This window comes from Serratia sp. CY83965 (assembly GCF_052166375.1).
Taxonomy (GTDB): Bacteria; Pseudomonadota; Gammaproteobacteria; order Enterobacterales; family Enterobacteriaceae; genus Serratia; species Serratia marcescens.
The window spans coordinates 1-15,162 of the sequence record NZ_JBJNOV010000024.1 but is presented as its reverse complement, the minus strand read 5'-3'; the positions used below and the strand labels follow the sequence as shown (position 1 = coordinate 15,162).

The window sequence follows — 15,162 nt, the reverse complement described above, 5'->3', positions numbered from 1 at the left end:
TAGCAGATGGCTAAGCAACCAGGATTAGATTTTCAAAGTGCTAAAGGCGGGCTCGGCGAGCTGAAGCGCAGACTTTTGTTTGTCATCGGCGCGCTGATTGTCTTCCGCATCGGCTCTTTCATTCCGATTCCTGGTATCGATGCCACTGTGCTTGCCAAATTGCTTGAGCAGCAGAGAGGCACTATCATTGAAATGTTTAACATGTTCTCTGGTGGTGCCCTCAGCCGTGCTTCTATCTTTGCTCTGGGGATCATGCCGTATATCTCGGCGTCGATCATTATCCAGCTGCTGACGGTGGTTCATCCAGCGTTGGCGGAAATCAAGAAAGAAGGGGAGGCTGGCCGTCGCAAGATTAGCCAGTACACCCGCTACGGTACGCTGGTATTGGCCATATTCCAGTCGATCGGTATTGCTACCGGTCTGCCGAATATGCCTGGTATGCAGGGCCTGGTGTTAAACCCAGGCTTTGCATTCTACTTTACTGCGGTTGTGAGCCTGGTAACCGGGACAATGTTCCTGATGTGGCTGGGTGAGCAGATTACTGAGCGCGGTATCGGCAACGGTATCTCGATCATTATCTTCGCGGGTATTGTAGCGGGGCTCCCGCCGGCAGTGGCCCATACTATCGAGCAAGCGCGGCAAGGCGACCTGCACTTCCTCCTGCTGCTGTTGGTTGCAGTATTGGTGTTTGCAGTAACCTTCTTCGTTGTTTTCATCGAGCGTGGTCAACGTCGTATCGTCGTTAACTATGCGAAGCGTCAACAAGGTCGTCGTGTTTATGCAGCACAGAGTACACACTTACCGTTGAAAGTGAACATGGCGGGCGTTATCCCGGCGATTTTCGCTTCCAGCATTATTCTGTTCCCGGCCACGATTGCATCATGGTTTGGGGGCGGTACCGGTTGGAACTGGCTGACTACGATTTCGCTGTATTTGCAGCCAGGGCAACCGCTTTATGTGTTACTCTATGCGTCTGCAATCATCTTCTTCTGTTTCTTCTACACGGCGTTGGTCTTCAACCCGCGTGAGACAGCAGATAACCTGAAGAAGTCCGGTGCCTTCGTACCAGGAATTCGTCCGGGAGAGCAAACGGCGAAGTATATCGATAAAGTAATGACGCGTTTAACCCTGGTGGGCGCGATGTACATTACTTTCATCTGCCTGATCCCGGAGTTCATGCGTGATGCAATGAAAGTACCATTCTACTTTGGTGGTACCTCGCTACTGATCGTGGTTGTCGTCATCATGGACTTTATGGCTCAAGTGCAAACTCTGATGATGTCAAGTCAGTACGAGTCTGCATTGAAGAAAGCAAATCTGAAAGGCTATAACCGCTAGTCAGATTCGTTTGAGAAGTTACGGAGAGTAAAAATGAAAGTTCGTGCTTCCGTCAAGAAATTATGTCGTAACTGCAAAATCGTTAAGCGTAACGGTGTCGTTCGTGTGATTTGCAGCGCCGAGCCGAAGCATAAACAGCGTCAAGGCTGATTATCTCGCATATTTTTCTTGCAAAGTTGGGTTGAGCTGGCTAGATTAGCCAGCCAATCTTTTGTATGTCGCACTGCAACATTATTTGAGTATCCTGAAAACGGGCTTTTCAGAATGGTGTTGCTGTATAAAATAGTAGGAGTGCATAGTGGCCCGTATAGCAGGCATTAACATTCCTGATCATAAACATACCGTTATCGCCTTAACGTCGATCTTCGGTATCGGTAAAACCCGTTCACAGGCTATCTGTGCATCCACGGGTATTGCTGAAAATGTTAAGATCAGTGAGCTGTCTGAAGAGCAAATCGAAAAGCTTCGTGATGCAGTTGCCAAATACACCGTTGAGGGTGATTTGCGTCGTGAAATTACCCTGAGCATCAAGCGTCTTATGGACCTTGGTTGCTATCGTGGTTTGCGTCATCGTCGTGGTCTGCCGGTACGCGGTCAGCGCACCAAGACCAACGCTCGTACCCGTAAGGGTCCGCGCAAGCCGATCAAGAAATAATCGGGGTTATTGAATAATGGCAAAGGCACCTGTTCGTACACGTAAGCGTGTAAGAAAGCAAGTCTCTGACGGCGTGGCTCATATCCATGCTTCTTTCAACAACACCATCGTTACCATCACTGATCGTCAGGGTAATGCTTTGGGTTGGGCAACAGCCGGTGGTTCCGGTTTCCGTGGTTCTCGTAAGTCCACTCCGTTCGCAGCACAGGTTGCAGCAGAACGTTGTGCTGACGCAGTGAAAGAATACGGTATCAAGAACCTGGAAGTTATGGTTAAAGGACCTGGTCCTGGTCGTGAGTCTACTATCCGCGCTCTGAACGCGGCTGGTTTCCGCATCACTAACATTACTGATGTGACTCCGATCCCTCATAACGGTTGTCGTCCGCCGAAAAAGCGCCGCGTGTAACGCAGCTTTTAGGATTGTTGGAGAAAGAAAATGGCAAGATATTTGGGTCCTAAGCTCAAGCTGAGCCGTCGTGAGGGCACAGACCTGTTCCTTAAGTCTGGCGTTCGCGCGATCGATTCCAAGTGTAAAATTGAACAAGCACCTGGTCAGCACGGTGCGCGTAAACCGCGTCTGTCTGATTACGGTGTTCAGTTGCGTGAGAAGCAGAAAGTTCGTCGTATGTACGGCATTCTGGAGCGTCAATTCCGCAACTATTACAAAGAAGCAACCCGCCTGAAGGGCAACACCGGTGAAAACCTGTTGCAGCTGCTGGAAGGTCGTCTGGACAACGTTGTTTACCGTATGGGCTTCGGCGCTACTCGTGCAGAGTCACGTCAGCTGGTTAGCCACAAAGCAGTTATGGTAAACGGTCGCGTTGTTAACATCGCTTCTTATCAGGTATCTCCGAATGACGTAGTCAGCATCCGCGAGAAAGCTAAAAAGCAGTCTCGTGTTAAAGCTTCTCTGGAGCTGGCTGAGCAGCGTGAAAAGCCGACTTGGCTGGAAGTTGATGCTGCTAAGATGGAAGGCGTGTTCAAGCGTATGCCTGAACGTACCGATCTGTCTGCGGACATTAACGAACACCTGATCGTCGAGCTTTACTCCAAGTAAAGCTTAGTACCAAAGAGAGGACACAATGCAGGGTTCTGTGACAGAGTTTCTAAAACCGCGCCTGGTAGATATCGAGCAAGTCAGTTCGACGCACGCCAAGGTGACCCTTGAGCCTTTAGAGCGTGGCTTTGGCCATACTCTTGGCAACGCACTGCGCCGTATTCTGCTTTCATCTATGCCGGGTTGCGCGGTGACCGAGGTTGAGATTGATGGTGTACTGCATGAGTACAGCACCAAAGAAGGCGTACAGGAAGATATCCTGGAGATCCTGCTCAACCTGAAAGGGCTGGCGGTGAGAGTTCAAGGCAAAGACGAAGTTATTCTTACCCTGAATAAATCTGGCATTGGCCCTGTGACCGCTGCCGACATCACCCATGATGGTGATGTCGAAATCGTCAAGCCTCAGCACGTGATTTGCCACCTGACTGATGAGAACGCGGCTATCAGCATGCGTATCAAAGTTCAGCGCGGTCGCGGTTATGTGCCGGCTTCTGCCCGAATTCATTCGGAAGAAGATGAGCGCCCAATCGGTCGTCTGTTGGTTGACGCCTGCTACAGCCCTGTAGAGCGTATCGCCTACAATGTTGAAGCTGCGCGTGTAGAACAGCGTACTGACTTGGATAAGCTGGTCATCGAAATGGAGACCAATGGCACGATCGATCCTGAAGAGGCGATCCGCCGTGCGGCCACCATTCTGGCTGAACAACTTGAAGCTTTCGTTGACCTGCGTGATGTGCGTCAGCCGGAAGTTAAAGAAGAGAAACCGGAATTCGATCCGATCTTGCTGCGCCCTGTTGACGATCTGGAATTGACTGTCCGCTCTGCTAACTGCCTCAAGGCAGAAGCTATCCACTACATCGGTGATCTGGTACAGCGTACCGAGGTTGAGTTGCTGAAAACGCCAAACCTGGGTAAAAAATCTCTTACCGAGATTAAAGACGTGCTGGCCTCACGTGGTCTGTCTCTGGGCATGCGCCTGGAAAACTGGCCGCCGGCAAGCATTGCTGACGAGTAACCGGATCACAGGTTAAGGTTTTACTGAGAAGGATAAGGTCATGCGCCATCGTAAGAGTGGTCGTCAACTGAACCGTAACAGCAGCCATCGCCAGGCTATGTTCCGTAACATGGCCGGCTCTTTGGTTCGTCATGAGATCATCAAGACGACCCTGCCAAAAGCAAAAGAGCTGCGTCGCGTTGTTGAGCCGCTGATTACTCTTGCCAAGACCGACAGCGTAGCTAATCGTCGTCTGGCATTCGCCCGTACTCGTGATAACGAGATCGTGGCAAAACTGTTTAACGAGCTGGGCCCGCGTTTCGCGAGCCGTGCCGGTGGTTACACTCGCATTCTGAAGTGTGGCTTCCGCGCAGGCGACAACGCGCCGATGGCATACATCGAGCTGGTTGATCGTGCTGAGTCTCAAGCAGAAGTAGCAACTGCAGAGTAATCTGTAGACGCGTAAAAAAACCGGGCTTGCCCGGTTTTTTTACGTCCAAATCCCGCCAAATGTGCTCAATTCCCCCGCCGTGCTTAAGATCCTCGCCCCTATCCGTTATGCTAAGACTCATTCAATAGGCTCACTGAGACTGTCTGTTATGGGGTTGCTTGACCAATGGGCGGAACGTCATATCCTTGATGCCCAGGATAAAGGCGAGTTCGACAATCTGCCCGGCCAGGGCCAACCGCTGGTGCTGGACGATGACAGCGCGGTGCCTGCTGAGCTGCGCGCCGGTTACCGTCTGCTGAAAAATGCCGGTTACCTGCCGCCGGCGCTGGAAGATCGCAAAGAGGCGTTGACCGTTGCTCACTTACTGCAAGGGATCAACAGTGAGCATCCGGACTATGTCGATCTCAGCAAGCGCATGGCACTGCTGGAACATCGGTTGCGTCAGGCTGGGATGAGCACCGATTTCTTGCATGGCGAATATCAGCGCGCGCTGGACGGTAAATTCACTCGGGAGGAGAAGTAATGTTCAAGATAGGTCAGTTGGCCAAGCTTGCCGAAGTGACGCCGGATACCGTGCGTTACTATGAAAAGCAGGGCATGATGGATCACAATGTCCGCACAGAGGGCGGTTATCGACTCTACACCGAGCAGGATCTGCAGCGGCTGCGTTTTATTCGCTATGCCAAACAGTTGGGCTTTACTCTGGAAACGATCGCCGAACTGCTGTCGATCCGGGTTGATCCTGAACATCATACCTGCCAGGAGTCGAAGTCGATCGTCGATGCTCGCCTGAGCGAAGTGGAAAGTAAGTTGGCGGAGCTGACTCGCATGCGCGAATCGTTGAAACGCTTGAGCGACGCCTGCTGCGGCACTGCCCATACCAGCAACTATTGTTCTATTCTGGAAGCCTTGGAACAGGGCGCCAGCGATGATAAAGGCAAAGAAGGTTGCTGACGGCACTTTAATTTTTATATTGCCGGCAGTATTATCGGCTCGTTTTATTACCCTACCTTTTACAGGAGCATTATCATGACGAAATATCGTCACACCAAAGGTCAGATTCAAGATAACGCCATTGAGGCACTGCTGCATGATCCGCTATTCCGTCAGCGGGTAGAAAAGAATGTGAAAGGCAAAGGCAGCTATCGGCGTAAAGAAAAACACAACAAAGGCGGTAACTGGGAGGCCAGTGGTAAACTATCAAGCGATAATTTACCATTGGCCTTCTGGTTTTAAGGCATTAAAAAAGCCACCTTCATCAGGTGGCTTTTTATTGGCATAACCAAACGCTGTCTTACAGTTTTGGCTGCTGTTGCTGGCTCAGCAAATCACGGATTTCCGTCAGCAGTTTCTCTTCTGCGGTAGGTGCCGGCGGCGCTGCGGGCGCTTCTTCCTGTTTGCGGCGCATTTTGTTCATCAATTTAATCGCCAGGAAGATGGCGAAGGCGACAATCACGAAGTCGAATACGGTTTGGATGAATGAACCGTAGTTCATTACCACCGCCGGTACGGCGCCCTGAGCTTCGCGTAACACCAGATGGAACTGTTTAAAGTCGACGCCGCCGATCAGTAAGCCCAGTGGTGGCATGATGATATCAGCCACGAAGGACGAAACAATCTTGCCGAATGCGGCACCGATAATCACACCGACGGCCAGATCGACCACGTTGCCACGCATGGCAAATTCGCGAAACTCTTTCAACATACTCATAGAACGCACCCCTTGCAGAATTAATAACTCAAGTTTAACAAAGCAATTTCCCTTTGCCACAAAAGGAGAGAAGTTTTATCTCCTCCCAAGGCAGAGAACAACCACGCGATTATAGACCATAGCCAAATAAATTCGTTCTACAAGAAGAACGGGCTCGGTTGGAACAAGCGTTCAACGTCAGGCACGAATTTCTTGTCGGTAATAAACATGATGACGTGATCGCCCTGTTCGATTTTGCTGTTGCCGTTGGCAATGATCACGTCATCGCCACGCACGATCGCACCGATGGTCGTCCCCGGTGGCAACTTGATATCTTCGACGATGCGGCCGACCACTTTGGACGTGCTTTCATCGCCGTGTGCAATCGCTTCGATCGCTTCCGCCACGCCGCGGCGCAGCGACGAAACGCTGACGATATCCGCTTTGCGCACGTGCCCCAACAGGGCGGAGATGGTCGCCTGCTGCGGTGAAATGGCGATATCAATCACGCTGCCCTGCACCAGGTCGACATAGGCGCGGCGCTGGATCAGCACCATCACCTTCTTGGCGCCCATGCGCTTAGCCAGCATGGCGGACATGATGTTGGCCTCATCGTCGTTGGTGATGGCGATGAAAACATCCACCTGCTCGACGTGCTCTTCGGCCAGCAGCTCCTGATCGGAGGCATCGCCGTAGAACACGATGGTATCGTGCAGCTGTTCGGCCAGTTCGGCGGCGCGTTGCTGATTCCGCTCGATCAGTTTGACGTTGTAGTCTTTTTCCAGTTTGGCGGCCAGGCCGGCGCCGACGTTGCCGCCGCCGACGATCATGATGCGCTTATAGGGTTTTTCCAGCCGCTGCAGTTCGCTCATCACCGCGCGGATATGCTGTGAGGCGGCGACGAAGAAAACTTCATCGCCGGCTTCGATAATGGTCGAGCCCTGCGGACGGATCGGTCTGTCCTGGCGGAAAATAGCGGCGACGCGGGTGTCGATATGCGGCATGTGCTCGCGCATTGAAGAGAGCGCATTGCCGACCAGCGGGCCGCCGTAATAGGCTTTAACCGCGGCGATGCTGACCTTGCCTTCGGCGAAGTTAACCACCTGCAGGGCGCCAGGGTATTCAATCAGCTTGTAGATATAGTCGATGACCAGCTGCTCCGGCGAAATCAGATGGTCGATTGGCACCGCTTCCGGCAGGAACAGTTTTTCCGACTCGCGGATATATTCCGGCGCGCGGATACGGGCGATACGGTTGGGGGTGTTAAACAGAGAATAGGCGATCTGGCAGGCGATCATGTTGGTTTCGTCGGAGTTGGTGACGGCGACCAGCATGTCGGCGTCTTCTGCGCCGGCTTCGCGCAGCACCCGAGGGTGGGAACCATGTCCCTGAACCACCCGCAAATCGAATTTATCCTGTAGTTGGCGCAAGCGGCCGGAATCGGTATCGACGACGGTGATATCGTTGTTTTCACCCACCAGGTTTTCCGCCAGCGTCCCGCCAACCTGACCGGCACCAAGAATAATTATTTTCATCGTGTTCTCTGCTTCACACTGAAAGACTTAGGGCGCGCACGCACGCCCTGAAGCATTACATTTTAATCAGCTTAGCGTAAAAGAAGCCATCGCCGTCCTCGGGATGCGGGATATTCTGTCGCCCTGGCCGTTGCGCATCGCCGGTTTCAACCAGCTTGGCATCGGCGTGGCGTTGCAAGAACGCGGCGATCTGGCTGCTGTTTTCATCCGGCAGGATAGAGCAGGTGGCGTAAACCATCACGCCGCCTGGTTTTAGATGCGGCCAGACGGCTTCCAGAATTTCTGCCTGCAGTGCGGCGAGTTCGGCGATGTCGCGATCGCGGCGCAGCCATTTGATGTCGGGGTGACGGCGGATCACGCCGGTGGCGGAACAAGGCGCGTCCAGCAGGATACGATCGAACTGTTTGTCCCCGCACCACTGCTGCGGAGTGCGGCCATCGCCCAATTTAACCTCTGCGTGCAAACGCAGACGCTGCAGGTTCTCTTTGACTCGCGCCAGGCGCTGTTCGTCGATATCGACCGCCATGACGTGCGCTTTCGGCGCCGTTTCCAGAATATGCGTGGTTTTGCCGCCGGGTGCGGCGCACAGGTCGAGGATCTGTTCGCCGTCTTGCGGATCCAACAGATCGACACACCCCTGGGCTGAGGCATCTTGCACGGTGACCCAGCCTTCGGCGAACCCTGGCAGATCGGTCACGGCGCAAGGCGCCAGCAAACGCACCGCATCGGCATAGTCTGAATGAGTTTCCGCGGCGATGCCGGCGTCGCTCAGCAGCTGCAGATAAGCGTCACGGGTGTGATGCAGGCGGTTGACGCGCAGCCACATCGGCGGTTTCTGGTTATTGGCGTCGACGATCTGTTCCCAGTTGGCGGGATAAGCTTGTTGAATGCGTTTCAGCAACCAGCTCGGGTGCAGATAGCGGCTGTCATTGTTAGAGGCGCGCTGCAGCAGCTCTTCCTGCTGGCGCTGGAATTGCCGCAAGACGCCGTTAATCAGGCCTTTCAACTGCGGCCGTTTCAGCGCCACCGCGCCTTCTACGGTTTCCGCCAACACGGCGTGCGCCGGGATGCGGGTATACAGCAACTGATACAGGCCGACCATCAGCAAGTAGTGCAGCGTACGCTGCTTACCGGTCAGCGGCTTGGCCATCAATTGCTGAATGCACCATTCGAGCTGCGGCAGCACGCGCAACGTGCCGAAACACAGCTCCTGCAGCAATCCGCGATCTTTATCGCTGATGGAGGTTTGCAGCGCCGGCAGGACAGTGCTGAGCGACTGCCCCTGATCCAGCACCTGGCCGATGGCTTTGGCAGCGATGCTGCGGAGATTGTAATTATTTTTCATAGGCTGAAGCTGATAACGATCGGCATTAAGAAAATAACGGCCCGGCGATGAACGGCCGGGCAGTGGAGCGACTTACAGCCGGTTACCCGGGGTAAACCATTCACGACGTGAATTTAAAAGGTCTTGCGCCGACATCGGTTTCTTGCCGGCGGGCTGCAGTTGGATCAGGTTGAGGATACCGTCGGCAGTCGCCACCTGGATACCGTGCTTGTCGGCATGGACAACGGTGCCTGGCTCCGCGTTGGCGCTTTGTGCCAGTACGCTGGCCTGCCACACTTTCACCGGTTGATCGTCGATGGTGAAGTAGCTGACCGGCCAAGGGTTGAAGGCGCGGATGCAGCGCTCCAACTGGGCAGCGGACAGTGTCCAGTCCAGGCGGGCTTCTTCTTTGCTCAGTTTCTCGGCGTAGGTGACCAGCGCTTCGTCCTGCACTTCGCGGGTGGCGCTGCCGTCTGCCATTTGGCGCAGCGTAGTCAACATGCCCTGCGGGCCGAGCTGGGCCAACTTGTCGTAGAGACTGGCGCTGGTATCGCTGCTCTCAATCTGGCAGGCAATCTTGTGCATCATGTCACCGGTATCGAGACCGACGTCCATCTGCATGATGGTCACGCCGGTTTCGCTGTCACCGGCCCAGAGCGAACGCTGGATCGGCGCCGCGCCGCGCCAGCGAGGCAGCAGCGAGCCATGTACGTTGATGCAACCGAGACGCGGCATATCCAGCACCGCCTGCGGCAGGATCAGCCCGTAGGCCACCACCACCATCACGTCGGCGTTGAGATCGGCCACCAGGCGCTGGTTCTCTTCGGGGCGCAGCGATTTGGGCTGAAATACCGGCAGTAGGTGTTGCTCGGCCAGCACTTTGACCGGGCTTGGCGTCAGCTTGTTGCCGCGGCCCGCCGGGCGGTCGGGCTGGGTAAAAACGCCGACAATCTGGTGCTCAGATGACAACAGCGCGTCAAGATGACGCGCTGCGAAGTCTGGTGTTCCGGCGAAAATAATCCGTAAAGAGTCAGACACGTTGATTTCCTGATCGGTTAGGCGCGGGCTTGAAGCTTGGCCATTTTTTCCAGTTTCTGACGAATGCGCTGACGCTTGAGCGGCGACAGGTAATCGACGAACAGTTTGCCCATCAGGTGATCCATCTCGTGCTGGATGCAGATCGCCAACAGGTCGTCCGCTTCCAGCTCGAAAGGTTTGCCTTCACGATCCAGTGCGCGGATCTTCACCTGCGCGGCGCGCGGCACTAACGCACGCTGCTCGGGAATGGAAAGACAGCCTTCCTCGATGCCGGTTTCACCGCTTTTTTCCAGCAGCTCCGGGTTGATCAACACCAGGCGCTGATCGCGATTCTCGGAGACGTCGATCACGATAATGCGCTGATGGATATCCACCTGAGTCGCAGCCAGGCCAATGCCTTCCTCTGCGTACATGGTTTCAAACATATCATCCACGATGCGCTGGATATCTGCATTGACTTCTTTTACCGGCGCTGCGACTTTGCGCAGACGCTCGTCTGGGAAATGTAATACCTGCAAGACTGACATATATCTTTAGATCTGTATCCGAGTAATGAACGAGGTTTAACCTCTATTCTAGACATTTCCCGACCTGATTGACAGCATTGTGCACCAATTGCTCAGATTGGTAATACCACCGTTTTTGCTGAGGGAACAGAAGATGCGGCCGGAAGAGATCGCTTTACGGATGCGGGGGGTAACGGGGCTGCAGACCGTCGTGGCCAGCCGGATCGTGCAGCAGCTATCGCAAATGGGTTGCGAGCCTCGCCGCGTGCTGCATGAGCTGGGATTGAACGAACGGCAGCAGACGCAGTTCAACCAGTTGGATCCCGGTTATCTGTCGGCCAGCCTGCGTTGGTTGGAGCTGCCGGCGCACCGTATGCTGAACTATGGGGCGGCCGGTTATCCCGAACGCCTGGCCCAGATCGACGATGCGCCGCTATTTTTGCTGATCGAAGGCGATCCTCAGGCGTTGTCGCACCCGCAGCTCGCCATGGTGGGCAGCCGGCAGTTCAGCCACTACGGCGAGCGTTGGGCTCACCATTTCGCCGAGGAATTGGCGCGTTGCGGTTTCACCATCACCAGCGGTTTGGCGATCGGCATCGACGGCATTTGCCATCGCGCGGCGCTGGCGGCCGGGGGGTGCACGATTGCGGTGTTGGGCAGCGGGCTGGGCAATATCTATCCGCGCCGGCACCGCCGGCTCGCGGAGCAGATAGTCGAGCAGGGCGGTGCGGTGATTTCAGATCATTTGGTCACCGATTTGCCCCTGGCCGACCATTTTCCTCGCCGTAACCGCATTATCAGCGGGCTGAGCCAGGGCGTTCTGGTCATAGAAGCCTCGTTGCGCAGCGGTACCCTGGTGACAGCTCGCTATGCGCTGGAGCAGGGGCGTGAGGTATTCGCCTTGCCGGGGCCGTTAGGGAACCCGATGAGCGAAGGCACGCACTGGCTGATCCAACAGGGCGCGCATCTGGTGACTGGGCCGAAAGATATCGCCGAATTGCTGGGAAGCGGCCTCCAATGGTTGCCACTGAACGAAAATACAACTATTTGTGCGTCGCAGGCTGAAGTTGAATTGCCATTTGCCGATGTGTTGGCTAACGTAGGAGATGAGGTGACACCTGTTGACGTCGTCGCTGAACGTGCCGGCCAACCTGTGCCAGAGGTGGTAATCAAGTTACTCGAACTGGAGTTAGCAGGGTGGATCGCAGCTGTACCCGGCGGCTATGTCCGATTAAGGAGGGCAAGCCATGTTCGACGTACTCATGTACTTGTTTGAAACTTATATCCACAATGAACCAGAGATGCGCGTCGATCAGGATCAACTGACCGATGATCTCGCCCAAGCGGGGTTTCATCAGGATGATATCTACAACGCGTTGAATTGGCTTGAGAAGTTGGCCGACCTGCAAGAAGGTCAAAATGCGCCTTACTTTATGGATGCCGATCCGCTGGCGATGCGGATCTATACCGAAGAGGAAAGCGCGCGTTTGGACGCCGGCTGCCGTGGTTTTCTCCTGTTCCTGGAACAGATTCAGGTATTGAACCTCGAAACCCGTGAAATGGTTATCGACCGCGTTATGGCTTTGGATAATGCGGAATTCGATCTCGAAGATCTGAAATGGGTCGTGTTGATGGTGCTGTTTAATATCCCCGGATATGAAAGCGCCTATCAGCAAATGGAAGAACTGTTGTTTGAAGTGAACGAAGGTTATCTGCATTGAGCCGATAACGCGCATAGAAGACGTTATGACAAAAAACGCGATTTTTGCCGCCAGGCAAAATGAACCCTGTCCGGAATGCGGGGCCGAGCTGGTGATCCGTAGCGGTCGCCACGGCCCTTTTCTCGGCTGTTCCCAGTACCCTGAATGCCAATATATTCGGCCGCTGAAAGCACAGGCCGATGGCCATATCGTCAAGGTGTTGGACGGGCAACCGTGCCCGAAATGTCAGGCGACGTTGGTGCTGCGCCAGGGGCGCTATGGCATGTTTATCGGCTGCAGCGATTATCCGCAGTGCGATCACACTGAAGTGATCGATAAGCCTGATGAAACCGCCATTACCTGTCCGCAGTGCGGCCAAGGCAAACTGTTGCAGCGCAAGTCGCGTTACGGCAAGGTTTTCCACTCCTGCGATCGTTACCCGGAATGCCAGTTTGCTCTCAACGTTAAACCCGTCGCCGGTGAATGCGTCTATTGCCATTATCCGCTGCTGATGGAAAAGCGCACGGCAAAAGGCCCCGTCCTGTGCTGTGCCAGCAAGCTGTGCGGGAAACCCGTTGCGACTACAGAATAATCACATCATGAATTCAGAATTAAGCCCGAACCTTTTATCTATCATCGATGCTTTGCATCAACAGCAGGTGATTGCCTATCCCACCGAAGCGGTATTCGGCCTGGGTTGCGATCCCGACAGCGAACAGGCGGTCAATGCGCTGCTGGCGTTGAAACAGCGGCCGTGGGAAAAGGGGCTGATTCTGATCGCCGCCGACTATGCGCAGCTTAAGCCTTATATTGACGACAGTACGCTCAGCGAACAGCAGCGCGCGACGATGTTCGCCAGCTGGCCTGGGCCGGTAACCTGGGTGTTGCCTGCTCGCCCGGAGACGCCGCGTTTGTTGACCGGGCGTTTCAGTTCACTGGCGGTGCGCGTCAGCGATCATCCGTTGGTGCAGTTGCTGTGCCGGCAGTACGGCAAGCCGCTGGTGTCGACCAGCGCCAATCTCAGTGGGCTGGAACCGTGCCGCAGCGCGGATGAGGTCACACGGCAATTTGGCGAGGCTTTCCCGGTATTGGCCGGCAAGGTAGGCGGCCGTCTTAATCCTTCCGAAATCAGAGATGCTCTGACCGGCGAACAGATCCGTCAGGGCTAGAGGAAATGGGCATGGAGAAGTTTGCGGTATTTGGCAACCCTATCGGCCACAGCAAGTCGCCGCGAATTCATGCGCTGTTCGCAGCCCAGACTGACATAGAGCATCCTTATGGAACAGTGCTGGCGCCGCTGGACGGTTTTGAAATCAGCCTGCAGGAATTTATCCGCGCCGGAGGGCAGGGGGCGAACGTCACGGTGCCTTTCAAGGAGCGAGCTTATTCGGCTGCTTCTGAGCTGAGCGAGCGTGCAGCGATGGCCGGGGCGGTCAATACCCTGAAGGTGTTGCCGAATGGTGGCCTATTGGGGGATAACACCGACGGCATCGGTTTGCTGACCGATCTGCAGCGTCAGCAATTGATCCGGCCGCAGGATCGCATTCTGCTGGTGGGCGCCGGCGGCGCGGCGCGCGGCGTGATCCTGCCGCTGCTGTCTTTCGGCTGCCGGCTCACGATCACCAACCGCACCTTCAGCCGGGCCCAAGAGTTGGCCGACGCTTTCCGGCATCTGGGGGAGATCTCGGCGGTGCCGATGGATCAATTGGGTCAACAAGCTTTTGATCTGGTGATCAATGCGACGGCATCCGGCATCAGTGGAGAGATCCCGGCGTTGCCTACGGGCGTAGTCAACGCGCAAACCCGTTGCTATGACATGTTCTATCAGCAGGGCGTCACGCCGTTCCTAGCCTGGGCGCAGCAGCAAGGGGCAACGGAATATGCCGATGGGCTGGGCATGTTGGTGGGGCAGGCGGCGCATGCTTTCCTGCTTTGGCACGGAGTGATGCCAGAGATCGAACCGGTATTACGCCAGCTGCGCAGCGAACTGGCGGCATAAATCCCCTACCCCGTTCTCTTTATAGGGAACGGGGAGCCCGTCAGATGTCTTCCGACAGGTATTCATCTTTCCAGCGTACATAGTTGTTAGAAGAATAAAGCAATCCCTCCAACTCGGCGGCGGTCAAAGGCCGAACCTGGCGTGCCGGGCTACCCATATAAAGATAGCCGCTGGCCAGGCGTTTGCCCGGCGCTACCAAACTGCCGGCGCCAATCATCACATCGTCTTCTACGACTACGCCGTCCAACAGGATCGATCCCATACCGACCAGCACCCGGTTGCCGATGGCGCAGCCGTGCAGCATCGCTTTATGGCCAACGGTCACGTCTTCTCCAATAAGCAGGGGATAACCGTCGGGGTTATGTTCGGAGCGATGAGTCACATGCAGCACGCTGCCGTCCTGAATATTGCTGCGCGCGCCGATCTTTACCGCATTGACGTCACCGCGAATGGCGACCAACGGCCAGATGCTGACGTCATCCGCCAGATCGACGTCACCGATCACCACGCTGGAAGGATCGATCAAGACGCGTTGACCGAGTTTGGGTGTGTATTGAAGATAAGAACGTACTGCATCGGACATGGTGCTTGCCTCACGTCGGGATCATATTTACCGGCAATACTAGACCCTGGCGATGGAATTACAACCAGTCGCCGCGCCGGATCCTGCGGAAAATGGCCCTGATCGCACAAGATCCACCCGGAAGGGCTGAAAAGTGTGCAAACGGAAAGAAAAGATCAAAAAAGGGGTTGTGCAAAAAACTCGGATCCCTATAATGCGCCTCCATCGACACGGCGCAAGTGATTCACTTCACACAGCGGCCGGGAAGAAAGAGAAAAAATCCTGAAAATTAGGGTTGACTCTGAAAGAGGAA

At 55.0% G+C, this 15,162-nt stretch carries 21 protein-coding genes; 15 read left to right on the top strand and 6 right to left on the bottom strand.

What is annotated here, in order from left to right:
* Positions 1-6: 6 nt before the first annotated feature.
* The 10 genes from secY (at position 7) to ACJ8PL_RS25235 (ending at position 5,731) form a co-directional block, all read left to right on the top strand.
* Positions 7-1,338, top strand: a complete 1,332-nt coding sequence (gene secY / locus ACJ8PL_RS25280; protein WP_004929740.1) for a preprotein translocase subunit SecY — start codon at positions 7-9, stop codon at positions 1,336-1,338.
* 33 nt (positions 1,339-1,371) lie between these two features.
* Positions 1,372-1,488: a 50S ribosomal protein L36 gene (gene rpmJ, locus ACJ8PL_RS25275; protein ID WP_002227352.1), complete on the top strand. Its 117-nt coding sequence runs from the start codon at positions 1,372-1,374 to the stop codon at positions 1,486-1,488.
* 148 nt (positions 1,489-1,636) lie between these two features.
* Positions 1,637-1,993: a 30S ribosomal protein S13 gene (gene rpsM, locus ACJ8PL_RS25270; RefSeq protein WP_004929734.1), complete on the top strand. Its 357-nt coding sequence runs from the start codon at positions 1,637-1,639 to the stop codon at positions 1,991-1,993.
* A gap of 16 nt (positions 1,994-2,009) precedes the next feature.
* Positions 2,010-2,399, top strand: a complete 390-nt coding sequence (gene rpsK, locus ACJ8PL_RS25265; protein ID WP_004929731.1) for a 30S ribosomal protein S11 — start codon at positions 2,010-2,012, stop codon at positions 2,397-2,399.
* A 30-nt stretch (positions 2,400-2,429) separates the two neighbouring features.
* Positions 2,430-3,050: a 30S ribosomal protein S4 gene (gene rpsD, locus ACJ8PL_RS25260; protein WP_004929729.1), complete on the top strand. Its 621-nt coding sequence runs from the start codon at positions 2,430-2,432 to the stop codon at positions 3,048-3,050.
* 25 nt (positions 3,051-3,075) lie between these two features.
* Positions 3,076-4,065, top strand: a complete 990-nt coding sequence (locus ACJ8PL_RS25255; RefSeq protein ID WP_002919219.1) for a DNA-directed RNA polymerase subunit alpha — start codon at positions 3,076-3,078, stop codon at positions 4,063-4,065.
* A gap of 40 nt (positions 4,066-4,105) precedes the next feature.
* Complete coding sequence (gene rplQ / locus ACJ8PL_RS25250; RefSeq protein ID WP_004929726.1) at positions 4,106-4,495, top strand: 50S ribosomal protein L17; 390 nt, start codon at positions 4,106-4,108, stop codon at positions 4,493-4,495.
* A 148-nt stretch (positions 4,496-4,643) separates the two neighbouring features.
* On the top strand, positions 4,644-5,018 hold the full coding sequence (locus tag ACJ8PL_RS25245; RefSeq protein ID WP_016930322.1) for a DUF1992 domain-containing protein: 375 nt from the start codon (positions 4,644-4,646) through the stop codon (positions 5,016-5,018).
* Entirely contained in the window at positions 5,018-5,449 is a 432-nt protein-coding gene (zntR, locus tag ACJ8PL_RS25240; RefSeq protein WP_442531457.1) for a Zn(2+)-responsive transcriptional regulator, read from the top strand. Before ACJ8PL_RS25245 ends, zntR begins: the two co-directional genes overlap by 1 nt.
* 75 nt (positions 5,450-5,524) lie before the next feature.
* Complete coding sequence (locus ACJ8PL_RS25235) at positions 5,525-5,731, top strand: alternative ribosome-rescue factor A (RefSeq protein WP_033639242.1); 207 nt, start codon at positions 5,525-5,527, stop codon at positions 5,729-5,731.
* A 58-nt stretch (positions 5,732-5,789) separates the two neighbouring features.
* On the opposite strand, the gene mscL is transcribed toward ACJ8PL_RS25235, so the two are convergent.
* From mscL to def, 5 genes are all read right to left on the bottom strand, one after another.
* Complete coding sequence (gene mscL, locus ACJ8PL_RS25230) at positions 5,790-6,206, bottom strand: large-conductance mechanosensitive channel protein MscL (RefSeq protein WP_025304493.1); 417 nt, start codon at positions 6,204-6,206, stop codon at positions 5,790-5,792.
* A 137-nt stretch (positions 6,207-6,343) separates the two neighbouring features.
* Entirely contained in the window at positions 6,344-7,720 is a 1,377-nt protein-coding gene (gene trkA, locus ACJ8PL_RS25225) for a Trk system potassium transporter TrkA (protein ID WP_004929716.1), read from the bottom strand.
* A gap of 55 nt (positions 7,721-7,775) precedes the next feature.
* Positions 7,776-9,065, bottom strand: coding sequence for a 16S rRNA (cytosine(967)-C(5))-methyltransferase RsmB (rsmB, locus tag ACJ8PL_RS25220; protein WP_442531456.1), 1,290 nt, complete (start codon positions 9,063-9,065; stop codon positions 7,776-7,778).
* Between the two features lie 72 nt (positions 9,066-9,137).
* Positions 9,138-10,082 (bottom strand): methionyl-tRNA formyltransferase, encoded by a 945-nt coding sequence (gene fmt, locus ACJ8PL_RS25215; protein WP_442531455.1) that lies wholly within the window; start codon positions 10,080-10,082, stop codon positions 9,138-9,140.
* A 17-nt stretch (positions 10,083-10,099) separates the two neighbouring features.
* Entirely contained in the window at positions 10,100-10,609 is a 510-nt protein-coding gene (gene def, locus ACJ8PL_RS25210) for a peptide deformylase (protein ID WP_015379260.1), read from the bottom strand.
* Positions 10,610-10,742: 133 nt separating this feature from the next.
* Between def and dprA the strand changes: the two genes are divergently transcribed.
* Genes dprA through aroE form a run of 5 tightly spaced genes read left to right on the top strand, consistent with a single transcriptional unit; the run spans position 10,743 to position 14,287 of the window.
* The gene (gene dprA, locus ACJ8PL_RS25205) at positions 10,743-11,864 is read left to right on the top strand and encodes a DNA-protecting protein DprA (protein ID WP_442531454.1); all 1,122 of its coding nucleotides are present in this window, start codon (positions 10,743-10,745) and stop codon (positions 11,862-11,864) included.
* Positions 11,836-12,309, top strand: coding sequence for a DUF494 family protein Smg (smg, locus tag ACJ8PL_RS25200; protein WP_004929707.1), 474 nt, complete (start codon positions 11,836-11,838; stop codon positions 12,307-12,309). The genes dprA and smg overlap by 29 nt, the downstream gene beginning before the upstream one ends.
* Before the next feature lie 25 nt (positions 12,310-12,334).
* On the top strand, positions 12,335-12,880 hold the full coding sequence (locus tag ACJ8PL_RS25195; protein ID WP_016930313.1) for a DNA topoisomerase family protein: 546 nt from the start codon (positions 12,335-12,337) through the stop codon (positions 12,878-12,880).
* 7 nt (positions 12,881-12,887) lie between these two features.
* Entirely contained in the window at positions 12,888-13,457 is a 570-nt protein-coding gene (gene tsaC / locus ACJ8PL_RS25190; protein WP_016930312.1) for an L-threonylcarbamoyladenylate synthase type 1 TsaC, read from the top strand.
* A gap of 11 nt (positions 13,458-13,468) precedes the next feature.
* Positions 13,469-14,287 (top strand): shikimate dehydrogenase, encoded by an 819-nt coding sequence (aroE, locus tag ACJ8PL_RS25185; protein ID WP_033639245.1) that lies wholly within the window; start codon positions 13,469-13,471, stop codon positions 14,285-14,287.
* A 40-nt stretch (positions 14,288-14,327) separates the two neighbouring features.
* Here the strand turns inward: aroE and ACJ8PL_RS25180 are convergent, their stop codons facing one another.
* Positions 14,328-14,870 (bottom strand): gamma carbonic anhydrase family protein, encoded by a 543-nt coding sequence (locus tag ACJ8PL_RS25180; RefSeq protein ID WP_004929699.1) that lies wholly within the window; start codon positions 14,868-14,870, stop codon positions 14,328-14,330.
* Positions 14,871-15,162: the final 292 nt, after the last annotated feature.

Bases quoted from the DNA above. Each gene is read 5' to 3' on its own strand.
- secY (WP_004929740.1), top strand. From the start codon at position 7: ATGGCTAAGCAACCAGGATTAGATTTTCAAAGTGCTAAAGGCGGGCTC.
- rpmJ (WP_002227352.1), top strand. From the start codon at position 1,372: ATGAAAGTTCGTGCTTCCGTCAAGAAATTATGTCGTAACTGCAAAATC.
- rpsK (WP_004929731.1), top strand. From the start codon at position 2,010: ATGGCAAAGGCACCTGTTCGTACACGTAAGCGTGTAAGAAAGCAAGTC.
- rpsD (WP_004929729.1), top strand. From the start codon at position 2,430: ATGGCAAGATATTTGGGTCCTAAGCTCAAGCTGAGCCGTCGTGAGGGC.
- ACJ8PL_RS25255 (WP_002919219.1), top strand. From the start codon at position 3,076: ATGCAGGGTTCTGTGACAGAGTTTCTAAAACCGCGCCTGGTAGATATC.
- rplQ (WP_004929726.1), top strand. From the start codon at position 4,106: ATGCGCCATCGTAAGAGTGGTCGTCAACTGAACCGTAACAGCAGCCAT.
- ACJ8PL_RS25245 (WP_016930322.1), top strand. From the start codon at position 4,644: ATGGGGTTGCTTGACCAATGGGCGGAACGTCATATCCTTGATGCCCAG.
- zntR (WP_442531457.1), top strand. From the start codon at position 5,018: ATGTTCAAGATAGGTCAGTTGGCCAAGCTTGCCGAAGTGACGCCGGAT.
- ACJ8PL_RS25235 (WP_033639242.1), top strand. From the start codon at position 5,525: ATGACGAAATATCGTCACACCAAAGGTCAGATTCAAGATAACGCCATT.
- mscL (WP_025304493.1), bottom strand. From the start codon at position 6,206: ATGAGTATGTTGAAAGAGTTTCGCGAATTTGCCATGCGTGGCAACGTG.
- trkA (WP_004929716.1), bottom strand. From the start codon at position 7,720: ATGAAAATAATTATTCTTGGTGCCGGTCAGGTTGGCGGGACGCTGGCG.
- rsmB (WP_442531456.1), bottom strand. From the start codon at position 9,065: ATGAAAAATAATTACAATCTCCGCAGCATCGCTGCCAAAGCCATCGGC.
- def (WP_015379260.1), bottom strand. From the start codon at position 10,609: ATGTCAGTCTTGCAGGTATTACATTTCCCAGACGAGCGTCTGCGCAAA.
- dprA (WP_442531454.1), top strand. From the start codon at position 10,743: ATGCGGCCGGAAGAGATCGCTTTACGGATGCGGGGGGTAACGGGGCTG.
- smg (WP_004929707.1), top strand. From the start codon at position 11,836: ATGTTCGACGTACTCATGTACTTGTTTGAAACTTATATCCACAATGAA.
- ACJ8PL_RS25195 (WP_016930313.1), top strand. From the start codon at position 12,335: ATGACAAAAAACGCGATTTTTGCCGCCAGGCAAAATGAACCCTGTCCG.
- tsaC (WP_016930312.1), top strand. From the start codon at position 12,888: ATGAATTCAGAATTAAGCCCGAACCTTTTATCTATCATCGATGCTTTG.
- aroE (WP_033639245.1), top strand. From the start codon at position 13,469: ATGGAGAAGTTTGCGGTATTTGGCAACCCTATCGGCCACAGCAAGTCG.
- ACJ8PL_RS25180 (WP_004929699.1), bottom strand. From the start codon at position 14,870: ATGTCCGATGCAGTACGTTCTTATCTTCAATACACACCCAAACTCGGT.